General features: G+C 42.3%; 17 protein-coding genes and 2 tRNA genes. 7 read left to right on the top strand and 12 right to left on the bottom strand.

Going from position 1 to position 26,651, the window contains the following annotated elements:
• The first annotated feature begins 146 nt into the window (after nt 1-146).
• The 5 genes from yidC (at nt 147) to EII32_RS00965 (ending at nt 8,748) form a co-directional block, all read left to right on the top strand.
• On the top strand, nt 147-2,042 hold the full coding sequence (gene yidC / locus EII32_RS00985) for a membrane protein insertase YidC (protein ID WP_125233588.1): 1,896 nt from the start codon (nt 147-149) through the stop codon (nt 2,040-2,042).
• Nucleotides 2,043-2,054: 12 nt separating this feature from the next.
• Entirely contained in the window at nt 2,055-4,220 is a 2,166-nt protein-coding gene (locus tag EII32_RS00980) for an alpha/beta fold hydrolase (RefSeq protein ID WP_125233587.1), read from the top strand.
• 86 nt (nt 4,221-4,306) lie between these two features.
• Nucleotides 4,307-5,926, top strand: coding sequence for an MFS transporter (locus EII32_RS00975; protein ID WP_125233586.1), 1,620 nt, complete (start codon nt 4,307-4,309; stop codon nt 5,924-5,926).
• A gap of 455 nt (nt 5,927-6,381) precedes the next feature.
• The gene (locus tag EII32_RS00970) at nt 6,382-6,951 is read left to right on the top strand and encodes an L-threonylcarbamoyladenylate synthase (protein ID WP_125233585.1); all 570 of its coding nucleotides are present in this window, start codon (nt 6,382-6,384) and stop codon (nt 6,949-6,951) included.
• 12 nt (nt 6,952-6,963) lie between these two features.
• Nucleotides 6,964-8,748 carry a chloride channel protein gene (locus tag EII32_RS00965; RefSeq protein ID WP_125233584.1) on the top strand — a complete coding sequence of 595 codons (1,785 nt, stop codon included), beginning with the start codon at nt 6,964-6,966 and terminating at the stop codon, nt 8,746-8,748.
• Here EII32_RS00965 and fmt read toward each other — a convergent pair whose 3' ends face one another.
• From fmt to EII32_RS00950, 3 genes are all read right to left on the bottom strand, one after another.
• The gene (gene fmt / locus EII32_RS00960; protein WP_125233583.1) at nt 8,749-9,714 is read right to left on the bottom strand and encodes a methionyl-tRNA formyltransferase; all 966 of its coding nucleotides are present in this window, start codon (nt 9,712-9,714) and stop codon (nt 8,749-8,751) included.
• 127 nt (nt 9,715-9,841) lie between these two features.
• Entirely contained in the window at nt 9,842-10,261 is a 420-nt protein-coding gene (locus EII32_RS00955; RefSeq protein WP_125233582.1) for a polyketide cyclase, read from the bottom strand.
• Complete coding sequence (locus tag EII32_RS00950) at nt 10,243-10,773, bottom strand: HXXEE domain-containing protein (RefSeq protein WP_125233581.1); 531 nt, start codon at nt 10,771-10,773, stop codon at nt 10,243-10,245. The genes EII32_RS00955 and EII32_RS00950 overlap by 19 nt, the downstream gene beginning before the upstream one ends.
• 559 nt (nt 10,774-11,332) lie before the next feature.
• Between EII32_RS00950 and EII32_RS00945 the strand changes: the two genes are divergently transcribed.
• On the top strand, nt 11,333-12,316 hold the full coding sequence (locus EII32_RS00945; protein WP_317125319.1) for an AMP-binding protein: 984 nt from the start codon (nt 11,333-11,335) through the stop codon (nt 12,314-12,316).
• Here the strand turns inward: EII32_RS00945 and EII32_RS00940 are convergent.
• The 4 genes from EII32_RS00940 to EII32_RS00925 all read right to left on the bottom strand — a co-directional run bounded on the left by EII32_RS00940 (nt 12,298) and on the right by EII32_RS00925 (nt 18,770).
• On the bottom strand, nt 12,298-15,204 hold the full coding sequence (locus EII32_RS00940; protein WP_125233580.1) for a PD-(D/E)XK nuclease family protein: 2,907 nt from the start codon (nt 15,202-15,204) through the stop codon (nt 12,298-12,300). The two genes, EII32_RS00945 and EII32_RS00940, sit on opposite strands and share 19 nt — an antisense overlap.
• A 7-nt stretch (nt 15,205-15,211) precedes the next feature.
• Complete coding sequence (locus tag EII32_RS00935; protein ID WP_125233579.1) at nt 15,212-18,457, bottom strand: UvrD-helicase domain-containing protein; 3,246 nt, start codon at nt 18,455-18,457, stop codon at nt 15,212-15,214.
• Between the two features lie 127 nt (nt 18,458-18,584).
• Nucleotides 18,585-18,656 (bottom strand) — tRNA-Glu (locus EII32_RS00930).
• 27 nt (nt 18,657-18,683) lie between these two features.
• A tRNA-Ser gene (locus EII32_RS00925) sits at nt 18,684-18,770 on the bottom strand.
• A gap of 277 nt (nt 18,771-19,047) precedes the next feature.
• On the opposite strand from EII32_RS00925, the gene EII32_RS00920 reads away from it, so the two are divergent.
• Complete coding sequence (locus tag EII32_RS00920) at nt 19,048-19,254, top strand: hypothetical protein (protein WP_125233578.1); 207 nt, start codon at nt 19,048-19,050, stop codon at nt 19,252-19,254.
• 62 nt (nt 19,255-19,316) lie between these two features.
• On the opposite strand, the gene EII32_RS00915 is transcribed toward EII32_RS00920, so the two are convergent.
• The 5 genes from EII32_RS00915 to EII32_RS00895 all read right to left on the bottom strand — a co-directional run bounded on the left by EII32_RS00915 (nt 19,317) and on the right by EII32_RS00895 (nt 26,532).
• A complete protein-coding gene (locus tag EII32_RS00915) occupies nt 19,317-20,894 on the bottom strand; it encodes an L-lactate permease (protein ID WP_125233577.1) in 1,578 nt (525 codons plus the stop codon).
• Nucleotides 20,895-21,137: 243 nt separating this feature from the next.
• Nucleotides 21,138-22,406 carry a phospholipase D-like domain-containing protein gene (locus EII32_RS00910; RefSeq protein ID WP_125233576.1) on the bottom strand — a complete coding sequence of 423 codons (1,269 nt, stop codon included), beginning with the start codon at nt 22,404-22,406 and terminating at the stop codon, nt 21,138-21,140.
• Nucleotides 22,407-22,409: 3 nt separating this feature from the next.
• Entirely contained in the window at nt 22,410-23,384 is a 975-nt protein-coding gene (locus EII32_RS00905; protein ID WP_125233575.1) for an SIS domain-containing protein, read from the bottom strand.
• Between the two features lie 5 nt (nt 23,385-23,389).
• A complete protein-coding gene (gene kdsA / locus EII32_RS00900; RefSeq protein ID WP_125233574.1) occupies nt 23,390-24,145 on the bottom strand; it encodes a 3-deoxy-8-phosphooctulonate synthase in 756 nt (251 codons plus the stop codon).
• 179 nt (nt 24,146-24,324) lie between these two features.
• Nucleotides 24,325-26,532 (bottom strand): tetratricopeptide repeat protein, encoded by a 2,208-nt coding sequence (locus tag EII32_RS00895; RefSeq protein ID WP_125233573.1) that lies wholly within the window; start codon nt 26,530-26,532, stop codon nt 24,325-24,327.
• Nucleotides 26,533-26,651: the final 119 nt, after the last annotated feature.

The raw sequence follows: 26,651 nt of genomic DNA, 5'->3' as shown, positions 1-26,651 counted from the left end.
GGCAAAGGTATAACTTAAATTATTATTTTACGACAACTTCAACATTATTTTACCAAAACAGAGGGTATATTTTTGCTGCATAAAAGTTTTTTTGTAATTTTGCGCCTTGTATCATTCAACAAGAAAAAGATAACAAACAAATGAATATGAATAAGAATACGATTATCGGATTCGTGCTGATAGCACTTGTGTTTATCGGGTTCAGTTGGTGGAACCGACCCTCGGAGGAGGATATCAGGAAACAACAGATACAAGACTCGATTGCACTGGTAAACAAAAAGAAAGCCGAACAAGAACTTAACGGCAGAAAAAAAGCGGAAAAGGAAAAACAATCGGAAAAAACAAAAGATGCCGCAACCGATACCACGGCATTGTTCCACGACGCAATTTCTGGATCAGACAACCTTGTTGTTCTGAAAAACGATAAATTGGAACTCACCATAGGAACAAGGGGGGGGACGATAAGCAAAGCGGTTGTAAAGAATTTCAAAGACAGAAAGGGAAACAAAGACGTAACTTTGTTTGACGAAAACGACCAGCAAATGAAATTCATGCTGACAGGGAAAGACGAGAATATAAATACCGCAGACTTGTATTTTAATCCATCGGAACAGACCGATACCACAGTAACCCTTACCGCGAAGGCAAAAGACGGAAAAACTTTGGAAATGAGATACCGGCTCGGACAAGATTACATGCTGCATTTTTCTTTCGTCGCAAAAGGTATGGAGGCTGTATTCGCACCGACATGCAATAGCATGGACATACAGTGGGACGAACGTTGCCGGCAGCAAGAGCGGGGATTTACGTTCGAAAACAGATATGCCACACTGACATATAAAGAAAAAGGCAGAGGCACAGACTACCTGAATGAAACAAAGGAATATGCAGACGAAAAGGTGGAGGAAGCACTCGACTGGGTGGCATTCAAAAACCAATTTTTCTCTTCCGTGATAATCGCAAAAGAGGAATTTGCAAGCAACTCACTGATGACCTCGCTACCGCAAGAGAAAGACTCTGAATATTTGAAACAATACGGAGCAAAACTAAAAACAAAATTCGACCCGAAAGGGAACGTTCCCACAGAGTTGGAATTCTTCTTTGGACCAAACGATTTTCAACTGCTGCAAACGGTAGAAAAGGAAAGCGAGTTCGGAAAAGAACTTGATCTCGAACGGCTTGTATATCTCGGGTGGCCACTGTTCCGCATAATCAATCGTTGGTTCACCATCTATGTGTTCGACTGGCTTACAAACATGGGATTCCCAATGGGTATCGTACTTATACTGATAACACTGCTACTGAAGGTAATAACTTTCCCGATGGTAAAGAAAAGTTATATGTCGTCGGCTAAAATGCGTGTGCTGAAACCGAAACTCGACGAGGCGACAAAACAATACAACAAACCGGAAGACCAAATGATGAAACAGCAAGCAATGATGCAGATGTACTCAAAATACGGAGTATCGCCACTGAGCGGCTGCCTGCCAATGCTGATACAGATGCCTATCTGGATTGCAATGTTCAACTTTGTGCCGAACGCGATACAACTGCGAGGGGAACGTTTCCTGTGGATTGACGACCTATCCACATACGACCCAATAATTGAATGGGAGAACGACTTGTGGCTTATAGGGGATCACCTGTCGCTAACATGCGTACTATTCTGCATAGCAAACGTGCTGTACTCATGGATGACAATGCGCCAACAACGCGACCAAATGGTGGGACAACAGGCCGAACAGATGAAAATGATGCAGTGGATGATGTTCCTCATGCCGATAATGTTCTTCTTCATGTTCAACGACTATTCTTCAGGACTTAATTTCTACTATTTCGTTTCGCTGTTCTTCAGCGCGGCAATAATGTGGACATTGCGCAAGACAACAAACGACGAGAAACTGCTCGCAATACTTGAGGCACGTTACAAGGAGAACAAGGATAAGCCGAAAAAGCAAGGCGGATTCGCTGCACGGCTCGAAGCGATGCAGAAGCAGGCAGAGGAAATGAGGAAGATGCGTGAACAACAATCCAAGAAATAAACCTAATAACTTATGAAAAAAACACTATTGATGACTGCTGCCATACTGATTGCAAGCAGTACAACCATTAAAGCACAGGACATGAAGGAAAAACCGATCCTTAAAAACGACATCAAACTGAACGGCAACCTTATGACACCCGAGGCTCTTTGGGCAATGGGACGCATCGGAGGATATGCCGCTTCGCCGGACGGTAAACAAATCGTGTATAACGTTGCGTATTACAGCGTGAAAGAAAACAAAAGCCATCACGTTCTATACATAATGAACGCAGACGGAAGCAACAAGAAATTGTTAACAAACTCTACAAAAAATGAAACAGACGCCGCATGGATAGAGGGAGGAAAGCGAATAGCATTCCTTACCGGAGGACAGATATGGAGCATGTTGCCCGACGGAACCGAACGTAAACAAATGACACACGACAAAACGGGTATAGATGCTTTCAGATTCTCGCCGGACGGAACACGGGTTGTATTGGTTAAGCAGATAGCATACCATGAGAGCATAAAGGCTAATCCCGACGATCTGCCAAAAGCAACCGGACGTGTCATCACCGATCTTAACTATCGCCACTGGGACGAATATGTGGAGAATATACCACACCCTTTCCTTGCCGATGTAAACAACGGAAGCATCTCGGAAGGAATTGACATAATGGAAGGAGAACCATTTGAATGTCCGGTAAAACCATTTGGAGGCATAGAACAAATAAACTGGAGTCCTGACTCAAAAAACATTGCATATACAAGTCGCAAGAAAGTAGGTGTAGATTATATGATATCTACCGACACTGACATATATATGTATAACATAAGTACACGCGAGACGGTAAACCTATGCAAGCCCAAGGGATATGTGGCACCAAAGGTCGACCCTACCAAGACAATGCAGACACAGAGCGTGAACTCGAAAGGAAACCTTAAGAACAACCCGGGATACGACCAAAACCCGAAATTCTCACCGGACGGAAAAGAGATAGCATGGCTGTCAATGGCACGCGACGGATATGAAAGCGACCGGCAGAGACTATGCGTATATGACTTAAGCACGGGCGAGAAGAAATATGTCAGCGAGGCATTCGATTCCAACGTTGACGATTTCTGCTGGGCAGACGGCAAGGACGCGAAGTTCTATTTTATCGGAGTATGGCACGCAACTGAAAACATGTATGCCATCAATGCAAAGGGCGAAATAAAACAACTCACTGATACATGGCATGATTTCGGTTCGCTACAAATGCTGAACAAAAAACAAGTGCTTGCCGAGAGACACAGTTACTCGCAGAGTGCCGACCTTTATGTAGTAACACCTTCTAAGAAAGAAACAAAGATTGAACAGATAACAAACGAAAACAAACACATCTTCGACCAACTTGCCATAGGCAAGGTGCAGCAACGTTGGACAAAAACAACCGACGGAAAAGATATGCTCTATTGGATTATACTGCCTGCAAACTTCGATGAAACAAAGAAATATCCGACACTTTTGTTCTGCGAAGGAGGACCGCAAAGTCCGGTAAGTCAGTTCTGGAGTTATCGTTGGAATTTCCAAATAATGGCTGCAAACGGATATGTAATAATTGCTCCCAACCGCCGCGGACTTCCGGGTTTCGGCAGCGAGTGGTGCGAGGAGATTTCGGGTGACTGGACCGGTCAGTGCATGAAAGATTATCTCTCTGCGATAGATGACGCCTGCAATAATCTGCCATACGTAGACAAGAATCGTCTCGGTGCCGTAGGCGCTTCGTTCGGTGGTTTCTCTGTTTATTATCTCGCAGGTCATCACGACAAACGTTTCAAATGTTTCATAGCGCACGATGGTGCTTTCAACCTCGAAGCAATGTACACCGACACAGAAGAAGCATGGTTCTCAAACTGGGAATACGACGATGCTTTCTGGAATAAGGATCAGACAGAACGTGCACGTCGCACATACGAGAACTCTCCACACAAGTTCGTAGACAAATGGGACACCCCAATACTATGCATACACGGAGAAAAAGATTACCGCATAAACTACACGCAAGGAATGGGAGCATTCAACGCAGCACGCCTGCGCGGTATTCCTGCCGAACTGCTTATATATCCCGACGAAAACCACTGGGTGTTGAAACCACAGAACGGAATACTATGGCAACGCACATTCTTCGGTTGGCTTGACAAATGGCTTAAGTAATTGACAACCGATAATGAATAATTCACCAATGACAATGGGAATTTGAAAGATTGAAAAGAAAAAGAAAATAATTTAATAATAATATCATGACCCAAACTATTCAAAAATCTCTGAGAGACTCGGCAGGAATACGCTGGACGGCTCTCTTGCTCTTGGCATTCGCCATGTTCTGTTCATACATCTTTATGGACATTCTCTCTCCCATCAAAGACCTTATGCTGTCTGAGCGTGGTTGGGATTCCACTTCATTCGGAACAATGCAAGGCTCCGAGACATTCCTAAACGTATTCGTGTTCTTCCTCATCTTTGCCGGCATCATTCTCGACAAAATGGGAGTTCGTTTTACTGCCATTCTCTCCGGAACGGTAATGCTCGTAGGTGCATTAATAAAATGGTATGCCGTTTCAGATGCTTTCATAGGCAGCGGTATAGAGACTTGGTTCACAAACAATCTTAACCACATACCGGTATTCGAACAACTCGGTGTTTCGCCGTTCTTCAAAGGCATGCCGGCATCAGCAAAGGTTGCATCATGCGGATTTATGATATTCGGTTGCGGTGTGGAAATGGCAGGTATCACGGTAAGCCGCGGTATCGTGAAGTGGTTCAAGGGACGAGAAATGGCATTGGCTATGGGTTCCGAAATGGCACTTGCACGTCTTGGTGTTGCCACCTGCATGATTTTCTCACCGTTCTTTGCCAAACTCGGAGGACATATAAGCGTAGGCCGTTCCGTTGCTTTCGGTGTGGTACTTCTCTGCATTGCACTCATTATGTTCATAGTATATTTCTTCATGGATAAGAAACTTGACTCACAGACCGGTGAGGCAGAAGAGAAAGACGAGCCATTCAAGATTTCAGACTTGGGACAGATACTTACTTCAAGTGGTTTTTGGCTTGTTGCCTTGCTCTGCGTGCTTTACTATTCTGCAATCTTCCCTTTCCAGAAATATGCCGTAAACATGTTGCAATGTAATCTTACATTTACAGAAGTTGACCCTAATTCGTTCTGGGCAGGCTCGACGGTAACAATAGTCCAATATATAATCATGCTTGTAGTTGCCGCAGCGGCATTCTCATTCAATTTTATGAAGAAGCCGGCAATGAAATATTTCATGCTTTGCCTTGCAATCGTATCACTCGTAACGTTCTGCTACATGGGATACATGCGTCAATCGGCTGAGACAATTTTCGCAGTGTTCCCACTTCTTGCCGTAGGTATCACACCTATACTCGGCAACTATGTTGACCATAAAGGAAAGGCTGCCACAATGCTCGTGCTTGGCTCACTTCTGCTTATTGCATGCCACCTGACATTTGCCTTCATTCTCCCGATATTCCAAGGCAATGGTGCCGGCGGTGTAATAATAGCGTATGTTACCATACTCGTGCTTGGTGCAAGTTTCTCGCTCGTTCCTGCCTCGTTGTGGCCAAGTGTTCCAAAACTTGTTGATGCAAAGGTTATCGGTTCTGCATACGCACTTATTTTCTGGATTCAGAACATAGGTCTATGGCTCTTCCCATTGCTTATCGGCAAAGTACTCGACAATACAAACGAAGGTGTTCAAGATCCGACTAAGTACGACTACACTGCCCCACTCGTGATGCTGGCAGGTCTCGGAGTTGCAGCTCTCGTTCTCGGACTTATCCTTAAAATTGTTGACAAGAAGAAAGGACTCGGTCTTGAAGAACCGAACATAAAGTAATAAAAAAACGGATATTAAGACAAATTCCCAATATCCATATCCGATAAAACATTTGTCCGCAATACCTTTAAATGGTTGGTGCGGACAAATGTTTTTTTTAATGGTTCTATAAATTGATACAGTAAAAAACAAAAGTCTTTATTTATAAACATCCATTCAAAATTAATATTATGTATGCATGGTTTTATCTATTTTTACTTCACCTCCATCCTAATGTTTCATTTGCCTAATACTGTCGATTGTCAATCATTCTGAAACTCGCCGCGTTAATTTTTACATACAATACACATACTGAAAAACAAACGTAAATATACAGGTAATTAATTTTGAACACCTTCTTGATATTATGTGTTATAAAAGTTTGTTTTTTCTTTGCAATACCATTTTTTTCGTATAACTTTGCCGTTCAAATCAATTTATATTTGTATTTGAGAGGTAAAAACAACATCAATTAGATGACACAGAAAGAAGATATTCAGAACGCGGTAAACGTGATGAAACATGGTGGGATAATAATCTATCCTACCGATACGGTGTGGGGTATTGGCTGCGATGCGACTAATGCAGAGGCAGTTGCAAAAATTTACAAGATTAAGCGGCGCGAAGACTCGAAAGCATTGATATGTCTGGTTGACTCGGAAGTGAGACTTCAGCGGTATGTAAGGAACGTACCGGAAGTGGCATGGCAAGTTATGGAATATGCCGACAAGCCTACTACCGTTATCCTCGACAACGCAGTGAATCTCGCACCCAATCTCATTGCCGAAGACGGTAGCATCGCGATGCGCATCACCCATGAAGTCTTTTCGAAAGAATTATGTTTCAGATTTCAGAAACCGATAGTATCTACAAGCGTTAACATCAGTGGTGAGACAGCGGCACAGAATTTCCGCGACATATCACCGGAACTGATTGAGGCTGCCGACTATGTATGTTTCTCAAGACGGCAGGAACATAAGCCGCACGCACCTTCGTCCATAATAAAAATAAAGGAAGACGGAGAGGTAACTATAATAAGGAAATAAGGATAGTAGCAAATGACAAGTGGCATATTGCTGAAATTTACGGAATGGCGCGTACGACATGTCAGCGATCGTCAGTTCACGCTCTTACTTAGTTTCGTGGTAGGTTTCCTTGCCGCAGTTGCCGGCTATGTCCTACATTGGATTATATTGAACATACAATTACTGCTAACGGCAGGGTTCGATATAACTTCGTCAAACTGGATGTACCTTGTCTTACCGGTAGTTGGTATATACCTCACGCTGCTATTCGTCAGATATATCGTGCGCGATGACATTGGGCACGGCATAACACGTGTATTATATGCCATAAGTTCTAAAAAGAGCCGTATAAAAGGACACAACTGTTGGAGTTCGGTGGTCGCATCGGCCATAACCATAGGATTTGGCGGCAGCGTTGGTGCAGAGGCTCCGATAGTCCTTACGGGGTCTGCCATAGGCAGCAATCTTGGCAAACTGTTCAGGATGGACAACAAGACAATGATGTTGCTCGTTGGCTGTGGTGCATCGGCAGCAATAGCCGGTGTCTTCAAAGCCCCCATCGCCGGTCTTGTCTTCACACTTGAAGTGCTGATGGTTGACCTTACGATGGCCTCACTGCTTCCCATATTGATTTCAAGTGTAACGGCAACATGCTTCACTTATATATTTACCGGATCTGCATCATTATTTAATTTCAGTCTCGACGGCAGCTGGACTCTCGAACGTGTCCCGGCAACGATACTTCTCGGTGTATGCTGTGGTCTGTTCAGCCTTTGGTTCATACGTGCTTCAAATATATTCGAAAGTATTTTTGAACGTATCGGGAAAAATTATTTGTTACGCTTTGCACTTGGCGGCGTAGTGTTGTCGTTGCTTATATTTTTCTTCCCATCGCTTTTCGGTGAAGGATACAGCAGCATCAATATTCTGCTTAACGGAAAGACAGAAGCAGATTGGCAGACGATAATGAACAATTCGATATTCTATGGTCACGGTGATATGCTCGTGCTTTACATCGGGTTGGTTATGCTGACGAAAGTCTTTGCCACGGCGGCAACAAACGGCGGAGGAGGCTGCGGCGGTACGTTTGCACCATCATTGTTCATGGGAGCGTTCGGGGGGTTCTTCTTTTCGCGCTTATGGAACATGTACCAAATAGGTGTTTATGTGCCGGAGAAGAATTTTACGCTTCTCGGCATGGCAGGTGTAATGACAGGAGTTATGCATTCACCGCTTACAGGCATATTCCTTATTGCCGAACTAACGGGTGGATACGCCTTATTCATTCCGCTTATGATTGTTTGTATATGCGCCTACCTTACCATCATCATCTTTGAACCTCACAGCATTTACGGCATGCGTCTTGCCCGTCAGGGTAAACTGATAACACACCATACGGATCATGCGGTGCTCACCCTTATGAGTCTTGACAGTGTAATCGAACGTGACGTTACTACTGTACCTTCAGACATGGCACTCGGCAAACTCACCCATTTCATCAGCCGCAGTCGCATGAACATCGTTCCGGTGGTAGATGATGCGGGCTTGTTGTTAGGCGAGATAGATGTTACCAAGATAAGACATATTGTTTTCCGTACAGAGTTGTACGGGCATTTCAATGTTTCCCAACTTATGACAGAACCGCCTGCGGTACTTGGCGAAAACGATCCTATGGACGAAGTGATGAAAAAATTCGACAGCACCGATGCCTCGATGCTGCCAGTAATAGATTCTTTCGGGAAATTGAAAGGTTATGTCGCCCGTGCACATCTTTACAGCCAGTACAGACAGATGGTTGCAGACTTGTCGGCAGAATAATCATACCTCTGCAATACTTGTTTTCATTCCGTTAAGGAAATCTTTCGATGCCATTCTCCTTTTTCCACTAAGTTGTACTTGTAAAAGTTCGAGCATTTCTCCTCCGGCAGATGCCATTAACCGTCCTTGATATGAGAAAAGAGTACCGGCAGGTTGGTCAGTGCATATACCTGTAATATGCGATTCATATATTTTTATTGTCTGTCTTGCATCACTGCCGAAAGGTGCCCATGCTCCCGGTATGGGAGACAATCCACGTATAAAGTTGTGTACCTGTTTGGCACTCATATTCCAATTTATAATGCAGTTCTCCTTAAATAGTTTCGGAGCATCATTAAGTTTCTCAACTCCGGAAATCAGTTGCTCTTGTGGAATACTGTCAATCTTCCCGTTGCCTTCAATCATTCTGTCAATGGTTTCTACGGCAATCTCTGCTCCAAGTCTCATCAGTCTGTCATATACCGTCTCAACATTGTCCTCTGCCCCAATTGGCATTTCGCGTTGCATTATTATGCGTCCGGTATCTATATTGCGGTCAAGGAAGAACGTTGTCACACCCGTACGTTCCTCACCGTTTATTATAGCCCAATTAATCGGTGCCGCACCGCGATATTGAGGCAACAGAGCCGCATGTACGTTGAATGTGCCGAAACGAGGCAATGCCCAAACAACCTCGGGTAACATGCGGAAAGCCACAACGACTTGTACGTCCGGATGATATTCGTTTAGTTCTTTCAAAAAACTTTCATCTTTCATCTTATCAGGTTGCAGTACCGGTATGCCGTGTTCATTTGCATAAACCTTCACCGCCGGCGGTTGCAAAGTGTGGTGATGCTTGCCTACCGGTTTGTCCGGCTGTGTCACTACGCACACGACATTGTATCCTCCCTCGACCAATGCTTGCAGCGTAGGCACCGCAAACTCCGGTGTTCCCATGAACACTATCCTAAGTTCTTCTTTTTTCATCAATTTGGTTTATTATGATTTGATAATCGTTGCAAAGTTACGAAAAAATGACATTATATTTGATGTTGTTTGTAAGTTTAATGCACAAGATTGTTTAACTTGCATACTTCTTTCGAAATAGTTATTATCATATAACAGAACTTGATTCCAAAAAACGTTTCAAGTCTTTTACATACTTGATTTGGTGTATTTTCAAATAAATCCTTATAAATAGTTTGGGAAAAAATTTCTTTGTCTCCAAACATTCAGTGAAATCAATGGTGGTTTTACCTTCATTTTCAAGAAAAAGCCCAACCCAATGTCCTTTTATTTTGTCATTTTCCATATCAAATTCCCATCTATGACAGTTCTCTTTTACAGTAATGGTAAAAAGCGTTCTATACCCGTCTTTTGTTATTTCAACAAACTGCGTATCTGACAATACCTCTATCCTGCTTAAATCACTTCTCCATGAATATTCTGTAAGCGATGTCACTGCATTCCAAACCTTTTGCAAATTACAATGTAAGGTTGCTTTTATATTTGATGTTATTGTTTTCTTTCCCATAGGTTAAATTTATTGGCAAAATAGAAAGCAGAGATAAATGACATAACCATTAAGACTATACCTATAAACGCCCATAATAGCATTTGTAAATATGACAATAAAGAAAATTTCACAAACAACATTAATGTATAAATACAATATGGCATAGTCATAATGCTCGTAACAATGGCAGGTATGTATTTTCGAAAAACAGCCCATTGCACAATATGTACCAACAGATGCAGAAAGAATGCCATAAAAGCTGCAAACCACCATTCATATAAACTGTAAAATACGGCAGTCAATGAAACAATGGTTATCAACAGAAACTCGTGAGCAACGGCAACTGAAAATGCCGCAGTTGATAACTCAAAAAATCGCTGCCTTGTGAGAAAGTATTCAATTTTAGGGAAACGTTTCCTTAATTCTTCTCTGTTTTTTGCCAACCATGAATTAGACATTATCAATTCTTCAAAGTCATGTATCATAAAAACAACGGGAAGCAATGTCATAAGAAAATTCAAATTTGTCATAACTGATATGTTTTTGATTGTTCTATAATATCATATTCTTACAATCATATCGCTTTTTTAATTATAACGATTAAACAGACGAATTATTACTCACAAAATCAACTCTTTTCAATGTATTTGAAATACTTTTATAATGATATTTAACTATTGCAATATGAGACCTCTGCTAAATTAATTACTTATGCAGAGGTCTCACCATATTTACACTATTTTTACTCCGAACCGACATCTCATTTGTGCTTAATCGTACTGTTATATCGCCGAATTTACTCACCAATTTCGGCGGTTTCACTCACCAATTTCAGCGAAATTGCCAAGCACCTTCTATCGAATGAGAAATATGCTTATTATCAACTCGTAATAAAACGTATATCAATAAAACATATAATAATTTGCAGAATTAATTTTGCAAAAGTATTAATATAGAACTACTTAAGTATAACAAGTTATTTTAAAGTGTTGTATAAATAATACAAGCCTTTTATCCGAAGTAACAAAAAATTCTGTTATACAGGTTGCTTTCTATATTTAAATTTGTATTTTTGCACTTACAACCAAGTTGATTATTATCACTGTTATGGATATAAAGCAGTTTTATGAGGAATGGAACAATGGTAACGACCATATAGAGGTACAGACAAGTGGTTCGACGGGTGTGCCTAAAAAAATAATGATAGATAAAGAGTGCATGTTGGCATCGGCATGCCGTACCAATGATTTCTTTGGTCTCCGTCGTGGCGACCGGGCATTGCTTTGCATGAGTCTTGACTATATTGCAGGTAAAATGATGGCAGTGAGGGCTATAGAGAGAGGTTTGAGACTCGACATAATAGAACCTTGTGGCAATCCATTGGCAGATTGCACCGGTTGTTATGATTTTGTTGCAATGGTTCCCATGCAGGTATGGAACACCATGCACGACAAAACTGCACGGAAACGGCTTGATGATGTTGCCAACCTGCTCGTAGGAGGAGGTTCCGTAAGTAGTGAGATGGAGTCAGGCTTGGCATTGCACAAGTGCCGTGCATGGAGTTCATATGGTATGACAGAGACTTTGTCGCATGTCGCATTGAGACGAATTGGTGGCGAAGCATGGTACGAGCCGCTCATTAATGTAAGTCTATCACTTGACTCCGATGGTTGTCTTGTTGTCAGCGATAAGGCAACCGGAGCTTTAAATCTCAAGACAAATGACATCGCGGAGTTTGCTTCCGACGGTCGGAGATTTCGTATTATCGGACGTAAAGACAATGTCATCTGCTCCGGTGGTATAAAAATACATGCGGAGGAGGTGGAACGTATCATTGCCGAACATTTCGCCATTCCGTTCATTATAACCAAACGCAACGATGACAAGTTCGGCGAAGCGATGGTAATGGTTATAGAAAGCCGCGACAAAAATATTGTTGATAAAGCACGTCGCATCTGTGCAGATATTCTTCCCAAGTATTGGCAACCACGTCATTTCATGGTTGTTTGCGAATTGCCACGTACAGAAACGATGAAAATAAAGAGAGCCATTCCTTACCGGCAGAGTTTGTAGTATGGACACATAGTACAGCGTTTTCTTTCCTCCGTAGGCTTGAAAGTAATCGAAGTATCAAGAATTTCAGTCATAACCCTTTTTAAGTTCTCCATAAAAATGTCACCATATATTGATATGTCGTTTATATATTCTTTGACGTTTTTGTCTTTGAAATAAAGCGTGGGGTTGGTATCATCGGCGTATGAATGTTGAATGAACAGCAATGCTGGTGACACAGGTACATTACTTTCTTGCCGTTTCCTACTGATGAGCAAAGAGTAAAGCATTGCCTGAAGATAGTAATCGCGATGACTGTCTGATTTTGCCAATGGGTCAAACACGGCTTCAATGTTGGCTGATGGACTTTTAATTTCCTTTGAACCGGTTTTGTAATCCACCACACGAATTACCTCTTTTCCGCTCTCATTGTCTCTAACTTTGTCAATACGGTCTATGCGTCCGCCCACTTTTATCTTTCTCTCTCCTTTGTCGGTACATATCGTTATATCCTCATACACGTCATGTTCCAAGCCTATTATCGTAAACGGTGCAAGTCTTATGTCAAGCCTTAACAGCATCTCCAAATATTTCCTTATAACCTCCCTGTTGATGAGTTGAATACCATTGTATTTAGGTTTAAAATCCGAATTGTCATTTATCTTGAATAGTTCTTTCCTAAAAGCCTCGTCTATGGCACGATATATGCCGGCCTTGTCTTTCAGCAGGTAATTCAGAACTTCTTTGGTTATCACTGCTCCCTTTACCTTATTATATATTATCTCCGATGCCTCGTGGAATACAAGTCCGAATATACGATTGTCAATGCTGTCATCATCTGTCTCGTCGTTCTCCTTCAGTCCCGCTACATAGTTATAGAAAAAGCGCAATTGGCAATAAAGGTAATTGTTGATTGCCGTAGGCGAGAATGAGTCCATCTCGTCGAGTATATCCGCCACCTTTCCTTCTTTTGCAATTTCCGCAGGAATGGATATCATAGAGTGTTGTCCTGCCGACAGAGCTTCTTTCGACAATTTCCATGTTGCAGGTTTTTCTACCATCATTTGCACCATGAAACGTGACATCTCGCCACTCCTTCCACCATCGGTTGAGTTGTTATATACTATTGTAACATCCTTACACCGCTGTATTATGCTGTTGAAATAATAAGCATATACGGATACCTTATTGTCTATGGTGGTCAATCCATGCCCATAACGTATAGAATGCGGTATAAACGATGCATCGTTTATACCTTTGGGCATGTTGCCTTCGTTGCAGGATAACAGCAGGACATGATCGAAGTCGATGTTACGCGTTTCAAGCACTCCCATTATCTGTACTCCCTCTACCGGTTCGCCGTGGAATGGGATTGTCGTACTTCCGATTATTTGCATCATCAGGCGGCGTAATGTATCAAAATCTACTATAAGGTCGCGATCCTCTATAAGGTTCACGATGCGCATAAGCAAAGTGTAAGTGCGGAATAATGACTCTACGGCAAAACCATTCTCTTGCTTTTTATTCTCCGGAAAATTACGTGCAATCTGTTTTACGATGTCCGCCAAACGTCTTACAATAAACTCGTTATAATTATTTTTCTCACGGTCTATCGGACTAAAAATGAGCGACAACCCATCATCTCCCATAAGTTCTTCGACATTTGGAAAATATCGGTGCATGCTGTTAAGTGTTGAGCGTAGTTCTCGTGCTTTCTGTGATATATACTTGGCATACGGGTGTGAGAGTACCGCGTTGACAAAATGCAATCGGAACACTTTCCCGTCAGCAACATATCCTTCGGAATGTAGCGTAAGGAAATTGGCAACCAATGTTGTTATCGGTGCTTGTGACAACGGGTATCCGGTGGTTACGTTCACCGCAGGCATTTCTTCAGGAAGACAGTGTATTATTGTTTGCAGCAACGTTTCGTGACACATCACTATTGCCGTTCGTCTACCGTGTAGCATACGGTCGTTATCCATCAGCCATTTAGAAACATAACGTGCCTGTATATTCTCAGTCGGTGCACTGACAAATTTCACTTCTTTCTCTTCTTTCATAGTGTCAAATACGTCCGTACGGTCAGGTGCAAGTTCGTTTACAAACTTTTCTTTCAGTCTTGATATATAACTATATCTGCTCACTTCGTTTGACACGGAGTTTCTCTCCTGCATGAAAAAATTATCGTAGTCCCAGTAGAACAACGCGCGCCCTTCCTCTTGTAGCATCGAAAACAATTGTCTCTCAACCTTTTGCACAACATTGAATCCCACAAAGACATATTTCTCTGACGACAGATTAAGACATTTGCTTTCAACCACTTTTCGGTATAGTGCTCCTTCGTATGCCAGTCCTTCGCCGGCAAGCCGTTCATTGAATTTATGATAAATATCGGCAAGACTATTCCACATCTTTAAGAATTTTTCTTTTATTTCCGAGTTGTCTTCATCAAGTATGATATTGAAAAAACGTTCTATTGCCTCCCTTTGTCCTTGTGTGAAATCTATTTTGTTTTCCAATTCATGGAAAGCAGTGATATTCGAGAATACGGCATCAGCATTGGCCATATTCTTGTCAATATCATCAAAGTCAGAAATCATTAATTGCCCCCACCCGTAAAATTTATCGAGTGTAAGTTCTTCCGTCCCATGGTATGCAGAATATACTTTGAATAGTTCGCATACAAGTTTTACGGGATCGGCCACAACAGTTTCCGTCTGTCTTCTGAACAATTCGCTTATGGTAATATATTGCGGACTCCACATCGGTTTCCCCGCCTTAATTGCAAGCATTTCTTTCATGAACAACGATGCGCGTTTGTTTGGAAAAACAATCGTTATGTCAGAAAGGTCTGTGCCGTGTTTCGTTATTATGTCTTCTGCTATATGTTCCAAAAATGATGTCATGGCGTACTTAGTTGTCAAATTCCTTAATTATATTTTTGTCAACGTACCATAGGTATCCCTTTATGTTCTTACATCCCATGTCGTCGAGTAATCGCATATATCTGTGTATCTGTTCTTCGTGGTTTGTGCGCGGCATCCCGAACTTGTAGTCAACCACTATCGTGCTATCACCGTCAGTCATTACTCTGTCCGGGCGGTGTTCCTTTATTTTTCCGTCATCCATCTCCAGCACAGAACATTCTTTGAATGTCTTCCACCTTCCGGAGAACCAATCTGAGGCAATTGGAGACTCAAGGCATTTGCCTATTGCTGCCAGCAGGTCATCACGAGTCAGTTCGTCATAAAGTATTCCTTCCTGTTCCATTTCCTTCATTACCCGTACCACGTCGTCCTTTGTATCAATCTGCGAGAATATCTTGTGCATTATACAGCCGCGCTTTATATATGTGGTATCTTTGACATCGCTGTCTTCCTGACGTGTAAACTCATCGCTCTTATTGCTTTGCCTGAAACTTACCGGAACAGGGAATGTTTTTACATCAACCTTTACTTTTCTTGTTTCCTGCAAGAAAACGTTTGATGTCTTGTGTTTACTTTCTCCGTCACATTCTTTGAACGAGCCGTAACAGAACTCAATTTCCTCTGCTTGAGAGTTATTTTTTCCTTCTTTGTCATTATTAATTTTTCCGGAAAGTGTCGCTCCGTCAAGTTTCTCCGCCACCTCCTCAACAGACCGGCATATAACGTATGATCTGTTTGCCTTACCATCACTCTGCCCTATGACAAAAAGGTTGTTTACTGCACGTGTGAAAGCCACATACAGTAAGTTCATGTTGTCAACGGTAGTTTGCAGATGTTCATGCTTGTAGTCTTCCGCAAAAAGACTATTGTTCATTTCCTGACAATATCTCACAGGAATCAGCGGCATCTGACAGAACGGTTCTTCGTCTGTTGAACACCACAGCATATCGCTGCCGCCAATTTTCCAATTTGCAAAAGGTAATATTACGTTATCAAATTCAAGTCCTTTGCTCTTGTGTATTGTCAGCATGCGTATGCCGTCTATCTCGTCACTCTGTATGTTCTTTGAGTGCATGTTTTCTTCCCATTCTTTTAGCAATGCTTCTATTTCTGGTGTGTAATCTTTTGCAAACTCACTGACCGCATCATGGAAAGCACAAACATAAGCACTCTGGTCATTCAATCTGTCGAGTCCTAACACATTATATATATATTCTATCAAGTCTGTCAACGGCATCTCCGTCATTCTTTCAAAACATGCAGTGAAGTTTTCCGGCAGCAAAGCGTTTATCTTTTTCTCGTCGGCATGCCACATCATATTACCTTCACTTGTGTCGCTTTCAATTATGTTTCTCTGATATTGCTTGGCCAGAATGGCTCTTGTGAGCAAATCTTCAGGATGCAACAGCAGACGCAGAGCCTCTATTATCATGTTGACCGCCAATGAGGCTTCGAGCCTGAACGCTTCATCGCTTACGAGATGAATTTCCGGGCGCACACGCATCAATTTCTCCGCTATGAATGTTATATCCTTGTTCCATCTCAGCAATATCGCTATTTTGTTTTGCGGAACTCCTTTTTTTATAAGTTCGTCTATCGTATCCACAACCTTGTCGAACATACGTTCCCGAATATCGTCAGACGGTAGCAGCGTAACTTTTACCATTCCTCCATCAGCATTTCTCTCAGGAATTTCCTGTATCACGTCACAATATGCCCTCTCAAGTTCCTGTGCATTATCACCGCTCGTCTCCCTCTCGTTGTCGGTCTCAATCCTTACAGCAGTCTCGAAGAAAGCATTATTGAAACGTATTATATTCTTGGCAGAACGGAAGTTATATTCCATTGGTTCTATTTTCAGTTCATTTCCGTCAAACAAGTTTTCTATGTTATTCAACAATTGCCAGTCTCCCGATCTCCATCGGTATATACTCTGTTTCACATCGCCCACTATAAGATTTTGTGCCACATCTTTCACGCCTGGGTCTGCCCTGCTCATGCAGTCTTTAAGCAGTACAAGAAAGTTTTTCCACTGCACTGTACTTGTGTCTTGGAATTCATCTATCATAACATGACTTATCTGTGTACCGATTTTTTCGTAGATAAACGGTGAATCACTACCTTTGACAAATTCTGAAAGCAGTTGCTGTGTATCGCTCAACAGAAAACGGTTGGCGTTGTAATTAACTTCTCCCACTTTCTTCTCTATCGCGCTTAACAGGCGCAATTGGTTTATGTACGTCAGCGACATTCTCGCAGTATTGTACCTTCTTATTTCATTTCTTACCTTCTCGTTCGCCTCACGCAATAACGGCATTAGATGTTGCTCTGCAAACTCAAGCAATTCAGGACGTTTCTTTGCCATCGGTTTCGTAACCCATTCCTCTGCCGACTCCATGGCTTTGATATATGTAACTTTTCCCAATTCGCTCGTAGTAAACTTTTTCTCGGCCAGTTTCTTGAAATATCCGCATGGTGTTTTCTTGAGTTCGTCAATATCCACACCGTTCTCATTGAGTAATTCCATGAATTTAAGTTCATATCCTACCATTTCTTTCTCGAACGTGTCAATTATACTTTTCATGTTTCCAAAGAACAATTCAAAGTTCTCCTCCTTTCCGGCCACGTTGTTTATCGCGTCTCGTTTTTCCTTGTATGTATCGTTAAATATCGTCTTTCCAAAACTCTTAATCTGCGATGTTACGTTCCATCCTTTGTCCTCGGATATATTTCTCGTTATATAGTCGATAATCCATGAAAGTTCCTTATCATTGTCTGACAAATCCTCGATTAATCGGTCAACAGCCATTTCCTCCACTTGATTATCATTCAGACCTACCCGTAGTTTGGGAGTAAGTCCCAATTCATGTGCAAGATTACGCAGGATACTTTGAAAAAATTTATCAATGGTCTGTACTCTGAAATAGTCAAAATCGTGTATTAGACGACTTAATGCAATTCCCGCTCTTCTACTTGTTTCCGTTACATCCATCTTCAATTCCTCCGACACTTTTCTAAGGTACATCTCCGAGTCGGGCAATTTTTTCCATATACCGTACAGTTGCGACATGATACGTTCTTTCATTTCCTCCGTAGCCTTGTTCGTAAATGTCACGGCAAGAATGCTTTTGTGTTCATTCTCCGGATTTTTTATAAGTAGTTTTATATATTCCACTGCAAGACGAAATGTTTTTCCGCTACCTGCACTCGCTTTATATACAGTTAGTTGCATGTAAAATTCTCATTTATTGTTTTTCATTTTTCACAAAATCAATGCCTGATTGACGAATATGTCATATCATCCTTTAACAAGGCTACAAAACAAGGGTACGTCTGTTTTGACGCACCCTCGTTTTTAGTAGTGGATAGGGGAATCGAACCCCTATGCCAAGATTGAGAATCTTGTATCCTAACCGTTAGATGAATCCACCATTATCTCCGGCATTCAAAATCCCTTGCGGAAGGAGGGGGATTCGAACCCCCGGTACGGTTACCCGTACGACAGTTTAGCAAACTGTTGGTTTCAGCCACTCACCCATCCTTCCTCGGGCTGATTTGTTGCCGAAACAATCGATCTCTCAATTGCGGATGCAAAGGTAATATATTTTTTTTATATTTGCAAATATTCTATGTATTTTTTTGCTACCTGCCAAACTTTTTCTTTTTTTCTAATTTTATATGTAATATTCTTTCAGACCCGATATCCTTTCTTTGACATTGACCCTTCCTCAAATAGTTCGTCGGAAAATAAATTTGGGCAACCAGCAAGCAAACAATATATCTTTAAACCCAAATCGGTCATTAGACCGCATTTGCTTAGATTTGCTATTGCCGTTACACTTCCCTACTGCTTTAGCCCGCTTGCTGCCATCTGCGCAGCCATTACATCTCGACGCAGCCCGCTACGCCTTCGATGAAACGGCTGTGCATCCGCCCAACAATCGAACAAAATCGGTTGAGGGTTCTAATGACCGATTTGGGTTTAAAGATTTTACGAATAAGAGGAAATACGGTTTGTTAGATTCATAAAATCCGGCACAGACCGTATTTCCTTTTTTATCAAATTCGTTTTACTATATCTCGGGCTATCCTTATATAATGTTCAAACCAAAATAAACCATCAGTCCGGAGATTATGATATACACAACGGCGTATGGTATTGCCGACTTAAGTATGTCTCCGTCCTTACCTTCCATGTCACATGCAGCAGTGGCGATGGCAATACTCTGCGGCGAAATCATCTTGCCTCCTGTTGCTCCTGTGGTATTTGATGCTATTAACCACGTTGACTGATTTGGTGTAAGTCCGAGTTGGGTGGCAACGTTTGCTTGTAGTTTTCCGAACAATATATTGGCAGAAGTATCCGATCCTGTAACGAAAGTACCGATAGCACCAATTAGAGGTGCGAAGAACGGATAGAACGAGCCGGTAAGTGCCACGAGACCTACGGCAATGGCATTTATCATTCCCGAATTATTCATAACCGACGACAATGCAATCAGACTCACGATAGTAATAATCGTCTTGTTGCTCTTCACTATGGTACGTGCAAGCAATACCATTAGTTTCCCGAAACTCATACCTTGAACCATACCTCCTATAGTAGCTCCAAGGAATAGCATCAAACCGGCATTGCTTATCCAACCGAACGATACCGTGGATCCGATGACAGGCAGTGTAAGTTTAGTCACAAGGTGTGTTTTCAAGAAAATATTTATCGGCGGACACAAAGCACCGCTTAATAGAATAAACACGAGGATAAACAGATATACACTCCATGCACGGAATGTCTCTCCTAAAGTATATGATTTATTTTCTTTTTCCATACCATCGGCTTTACCACGTTTCTTTTCGAAAATGCGGGCATAAATAATTATGGCAACTATCGCTGCGATGGAACCAAGTATCGCCGGTGTCTCTGCACCAAGAAAGTGCGCACAGCAATATTGTGTAACAAATGACACCACACCCGTCCATAGTGCCAATAAAATGTTCTTGATCACGGCTTTGCGATCGGTTATCATAAGTATTATGAACGGAATTATAAAGAAAAGCATTGCCAATTGAAGCACTATGAAAGATGAAGTCTGAGATATGAACTCCGTCGAAACCACTCCGCCTACCGCAACCTCATTACAGAGTGTTGTTACGGGAACTCCTACCGCACCAAATGCCACGGCAACGGTATTGGCAATTAGAGAAACAAGGGCAGAAAACATAGGTTTGAAACCAAGTCCGATAAGTATAGCCGCAGGTATGGCGACCGCCGTTCCGAAGCCCGCCATGCCCTCAAGAAGTCCGCCGAACCCCCAAACCATAAGTAATACAACAATACCCTTGTCGTTGGAAATACTTGTAAACTGTGCTTTGATAATGTCTATTTCCTTTGTTTCGAGAAGAATGTTGTAACTGTAAAGAGCCATCATTATGATGATGAGAATCGGGAATACTGCTTTGAACACACCTTCCACGAAACTCCATCCCACCACGCCGAATATTGATGCTTCCTGAAATTTTTCCGGAACCATGTCCATTGCAGGTGCGGCAAAGAGAGCAAGTAGGATTGTCACTACAAGAGTTATGAATGCACTCTTGTGACCTGCCATCTTGAAACCAAGCATCAGGACAAACAGCAGGACGATAGGTACGATTGATACGATTGCTGACATAAAATAGACTTTAGTAAGTATTATATATAAGTATTATTTAAAGTTCTCGGCAAACGTGCCTCATTCCGTCTTCGCAAAATCTGCGAATGCATGAAAAACGTTCGACAAATTTATAAATAATAATTGAAAAACAAAATATTTTTCGGTATATTTTTCAAATATACATACTTAATTAAAGAAAAATCTTTTGATAACGGGGTGACAGAAACAAGAAATCGATGTAATACATCGTAAAGAAAAACATCAAAGGAACGGAGCGAGCAGATTGGCAAACCAACCACGGAATTTCTGCCAAGGCGTCCTCCATTTGTCCCAAGTCTCCTCGGTAAGTTTGAACGAGTGCCGCTTATCCCGTTCGAACATGTCTTCAAGTTGCTTCGTAGTACACGAGTCTGCAATCACGGCATTCTCCTCATAGTCGAAATAAAGACTGCGTGCATCGAGATTTGCACTTCCAACCGTGCATATTTGTCCGTCGACAGTCATCATCTTCGAGTGGTGAAATCCGTTCTCGTATATCCAAACGTGAGCACCCTTTTTCATCAGCCTGTGCATGTTGTGGAAACTACAGTCGGGTGTAAGTGGAATGTCACTGTTTGCGGCAATCATCAGTTCCACCTTCACTCCTCGCTTTATAGCCTTGCGCAATGCTTTCTTTATACCCGGAATAAGGGTAAAATAAGGGTTTATTATCTTTATACTGTCTTTGGAATTGTTTATCGCACTTATATAAAACTGTCTTATTATCTTCGGCGATTTATGCGGTTCACGGTTTATGATTCCAACCATTTTTCTGCCAACCGTAAGTGTGGTATCCGGCATAAGATCTGCGAAGCGACATGGAGTTTTTTCGTTATTTTTGCGATAATATTCCTCACCCTCTATTTTTTCTCCGGTAACCTTCTCCCACATTCTTGCAAATATCTCTTGCAAATCGTTTACCGCCGCTCCTTCTATACGACAGTGAAGGTCGCGCCACTCGCCCACGGTTTCAGTGCCTTTTATGTAATAATCGGCAACGTTCATTCCTCCGGTGTATGCAATTTTACCGTCTATCACCACAATCTTACGGTGGTCTCTGCCAAAAAGGTCGTCAAGCCAAGGAAATTCCACAGGATTGAACTCATATAGTTGTATGCCCTGTTCACGGCGATGTCTTATGTGCTTTTTCTTTAACGGCATGTTGTTAGACTTGTTGCCGAAACCATCGAATAAGGCTCTTACCACAACCCCCTCCTTGATTTTATTTGCAAGTATTTCGAAAAGCAGGTTGGCAATGGAGTCGTTTCTGAAATTGAAATACTCCAAATGCACGGAACTCTTTGCGCTACGTATTGCATTAAACATGTCATCGAATTTCTCTTGTCCCGACATTAGCAACACCACCGAGTTGTCTTTTGTAAATTTTATGCCATGGCTACGCAATTCGTTCACTATCAAAGAATCTGTTCTTTGTGCGTTGCAGGAAAAGGAAAACAGACAAAGCAATATAAGAGGGAATAGTCTCGACATATTCTAAATCATGCAAGAATAATGGTCAACCACTCCGAGTAGATGTCCTTCCTTGTCGGTTACGAGAACTGTATGTACGAAATTCGCGTGCATTATCTTTTGTATTTCCGTTATCTTGGTGTCTGCCAAGACGCATTTCGGTGTCCTTGTCATTATCTCTTCAACCTTATGCCGGACAAATTCAGCCTGCCATTTCTCCATGGCACGCCTAATGTCTCCGTCGGTTATGAGTCCTTCTATCCTGCCTTCCCCGTCAATTGACACACCAAGTCCGAGTTTCCCCTTACTTACAAGGATTATAGCCTCTCCGAGTTGCATTTCTTTCGGAATTACAGGCAGGTCGTTCGAACGCATCACGTCTTTTGCGGTGGTAAGCAATCTTTTCCCAAGTTCGCCTCCCGGGTGGAAATGGGCAAAGTCGGTAGGCTTAAAATCGCGCACCTCCATAAGTGCTATTGCAAGTGCATCACCCATAACAAGTGTCGCCGTGGTGCTGCTCGTCGGAGCAAGATTTAGCGGACACGCTTCCTTGTCCACCTTAACTTTTATGTGTGTTGTGCTGTATTTTGCAAGCAGGCTGTTTTCGTTCCCGCTTATGCCGATGATTGGTATCTGCATGTGAAGAACCATGGGGATAAACCTCAACAGTTCGTCTGTGTTGCCCGAGTTGCTTATTGCCATTACCACATCATCGCGTGTCATTACTCCGAGGTCACCATGAAATACATCAAGAGGATTGATGAAGAACGATGGGGTACCCGTGCTAGACAATGTTGCGGCTATCTTTGCCCCGATATGCCCACTTTTACCCACTCCCGTCACAATTATCTTACCTTTGCAGTTTAGCATAAATTCGACGGCACGGTCAAACTCTTCGTCAATCTGATTTATAAGATCCAATACAGCATTGCTCTCGTCTTTTATACATTGTATGGCATACCGGCGTACCATAGCCAAACGTTCATTATGCTTCACCATTCTTTCTAATCTATAAGTTGTTTAACCAAGCCTTCCAAATCATTGAGGAAAAGCATATTGGGAGCATCGGACAAACCTTTGTCGGGATCGGGATGCACCTCAAAGAAATATCCTGTTGCGCCAAAGGCTTTTGCTGCCAATGCCATGGCGGGCACGAAACGGCGGTCACCGGAGGTCTTACCGTTGCCTGCTCCGGGACGTTGTACGCTGTGGGTGCAGTCCATTATCACATCAGGAACAATGTCAAGCATGTCCGGTATGTTTCTGAAATCAACTACAAGGTTGTTGTATCCGAATGAATTACCGCGTTCCGTAAGCCATACGTCCTTTGCTCCTGCCTCTTTTGCTTTCTCTACGGGGTAGCGCATGTCTTGCCCGCTGAGGAATTGGGCTTTCTTTATGTTTATGGTCTTTCCTGTCTTTGCCGCGGCAACAAGCAGGTCGGTCTGCCTGCATAAGAATGCCGGGATTTGCAGAACGTCACACACTTCTCCTGCCGCTTCCGCCTGATAACTCTCGTGTATGTCCGTAAGTATGCGCAGTCCGTATTTTTCTTTTACGTCACAAAGCATCTGCAGACCTCTTTCAAGCCCCGGTCCTCTGTATGAATGTATGCTTGTTCGGTTGGCCTTGTCGAACGAAGCTTTGAAAATTATGTCCGTTCCGTATTCCTTATTTATAGATATAAGTTTCATGGCAACTGTATCAAGCAATTCTGCCGACTCAATTACGCAAGGTCCTGCAATGAGTATGGGTTTCATTATAAATACGCTTTTTAATAACATGCAAAATTAGTTTAATTGTTCCAATTACCCAAACATTTTAATAAAATTCGGAAGAAACAAAAAAAAAACAAGAAATGTTTGCATGTGTTGAAAATAAATTCCGCATTTTCAACACATGTTTTCTTAACTTTGGAAAGCGTATCGCTCGAAAATCACTAAACCTCCTCTACACTGCTTATCACAGAGTCTTTGCCGCGATAGATTATATTTATTCGAAAGTCAACGAAATCACTATATATATAAAGTGGCAATTGTTCGTTGTATTTCGGAACATAATCGAACACGAGATGTATGGATGTACCCGATAGATAGTTGCTTGTGGGCATCAGCACATCATCATTATCTGCACTGCGCAAAGAGAACACAGGATCTATCATGGTAAGCACTCGTGGCAATTCTATCTTCAAATCGTTGTCCGGACGACAAAACCACGAACCTATTGTCGCCCAGAAACCTTTTTCTTCTTTCGGATCATCCTCCGGCTGTAATACCGTAATACCTCCGAGCATGGTCTGTTTCAGTTTCCGCGGCTCTATGGAATAATTCTTCAGATATTCTTCCTTGTCTTTTTCTATTCTTCTGTCTACACCGTTGCCACTAATGCTTATGGCATGTTTTTTCTTGTATCCGGTCTCATCTACCCAGCATATTTTGTCATCTGTTATGGCAATGGCACGAATGCGGGTAATGTCTCCGGTCTTCTTTCCGGCGCATGACAATCTTACAGTATCAAAGTCCGCCGTAGAGTGCTTTCCTATTATGCTCATTGTCTTCGGTACACGCACCACGTCGTATTCGTCTTTATACATGTCGGTATAGTGAATACAGAGAAACACGCGCACATTTTCAAGGTCAAGGTCAGAACGATTTTTGATTTTCACATTCAACAGTTCGTCATCCTCCCAGAAGAGCCACTTTGTCTCAGGTTCCACCTCCACGTCTATGAAAGAACTCTCTATGAGCAGTTGTTTGAAACCGGCATATAGATGCTCTTCACAGAATTGCATGTCGGAGAGCAGCCCATCATATACTCCTTGATTGCCACGGCGGAAGAAGTGTTTGAAAATTTCCTCCTTGCATTGGGACAAATCTCGCTTGTCCGCATGACACTTAGCCTTCAAGAGATTGGGGCTGAACAAACCGTATCCCTCCATTTGCGAACGATAAAGACGTGTGAGATACTGTCCTTCGGAGGTTTTGCCGAGATAGTTGCGCAGTCGGTAAGATTCAAGCATATCCGTTAGCCGTGCCGCTTGTCTGGGATATTCTATTGCAGCCTGATCGAAATACAACATTGCCTGATTTACGTTACCGGTCTGTTGGCAAAGCATTCCTTTCAAAACCATTGCCGGAGCCGTGCTGTCCGGATAACGCAACATGTAGTCATCGATAATTACGTCTGCCTCCCACTGTGCATCGTTCATCGTCTGTCGATGTACCGTCATGGTATCTTGGAGCATTACCTCTCCCCTACTTGTAATAATACTGTCTTTTGCCTGCACTGATTGTCTAATGCCGTTTATGGCACCGGTTGCCGAAGAACCGTTACCTCCCATTATCAAACTAAACGACTTCAACAGCATTGCCTCGCCGTTGCCCGGATATTTGTCGAGTATTTTCTGCGAGTGTGCAAGCGCACTCGTAGGTTGTCCGGAGTAAATATCCATATACGCACGGTCTTTCTCCACACACATAAGGTCGTATTCTTTCATATACTTATGGTATATCGGTGCATAATCGGTCAGGTATTGCATATATGATGTACGCAACCGTTCTATGTCCGAGCGTATCTCATCTTTCAGTTTCTTGTCTTTCTCGTATTGGTCGAATGCCGAACTTGTGGCATGGTCGGCATCTTCGGAACTTACTATGCTGAAAATGGCAATCGGATCTCCTGTCGCAGCGAATGCCACCTGTGCAATATTCTTGTCTTTGATTGCCGTCTTCCCTCCCGCCGCCGCACTGCGTACAAGCATCCACATGTCGCTCAACTGCTCGTCCATAGCCTGCAACTTATACATATATTGCAGTATGGGTAACAGTTTCTGTTTTGCCTCCATTACATCGGGGGCGACTCCGGTGTAGTCCAATCGTGCCATCTGCATCAGGAAATCATTGAAATTTTCAGAATTTGCTTGTGCCAACTCAAGCGCATTTATAACTTTAACGGTTTGTTCAATGTCATAGTCTTTGTTTGTGGCAATGTCGGTGCGATTGGTAAGTGCCTCGTATGCCGGGACAAACTTATCCACAGGTTCATAATGTTCGAGGTCGAGAACAGCCGCGTCATGGCTGTCGGAACATGATGCCGGAATAAATACTACCATTATGAGGCATGCATAATATATATATTTTCTTACCATATCTTTATCTTTCCTTGTTTTAATGTTTTCAAAAATTATCCGACAGCGAAGTTATCAAATAATCACATCAAATCCAAATTTCTGCAATGGTAATATTTATTTTCTACAAAAAGAGTAAT

It is taken from the genome of Prevotella sp. OH937_COT-195, from assembly GCF_003932845.1.
Classification (GTDB): domain Bacteria; phylum Bacteroidota; class Bacteroidia; order Bacteroidales; family Bacteroidaceae; genus Prevotella.
This window is presented reverse-complemented; position numbering and strand designations above follow the sequence as displayed.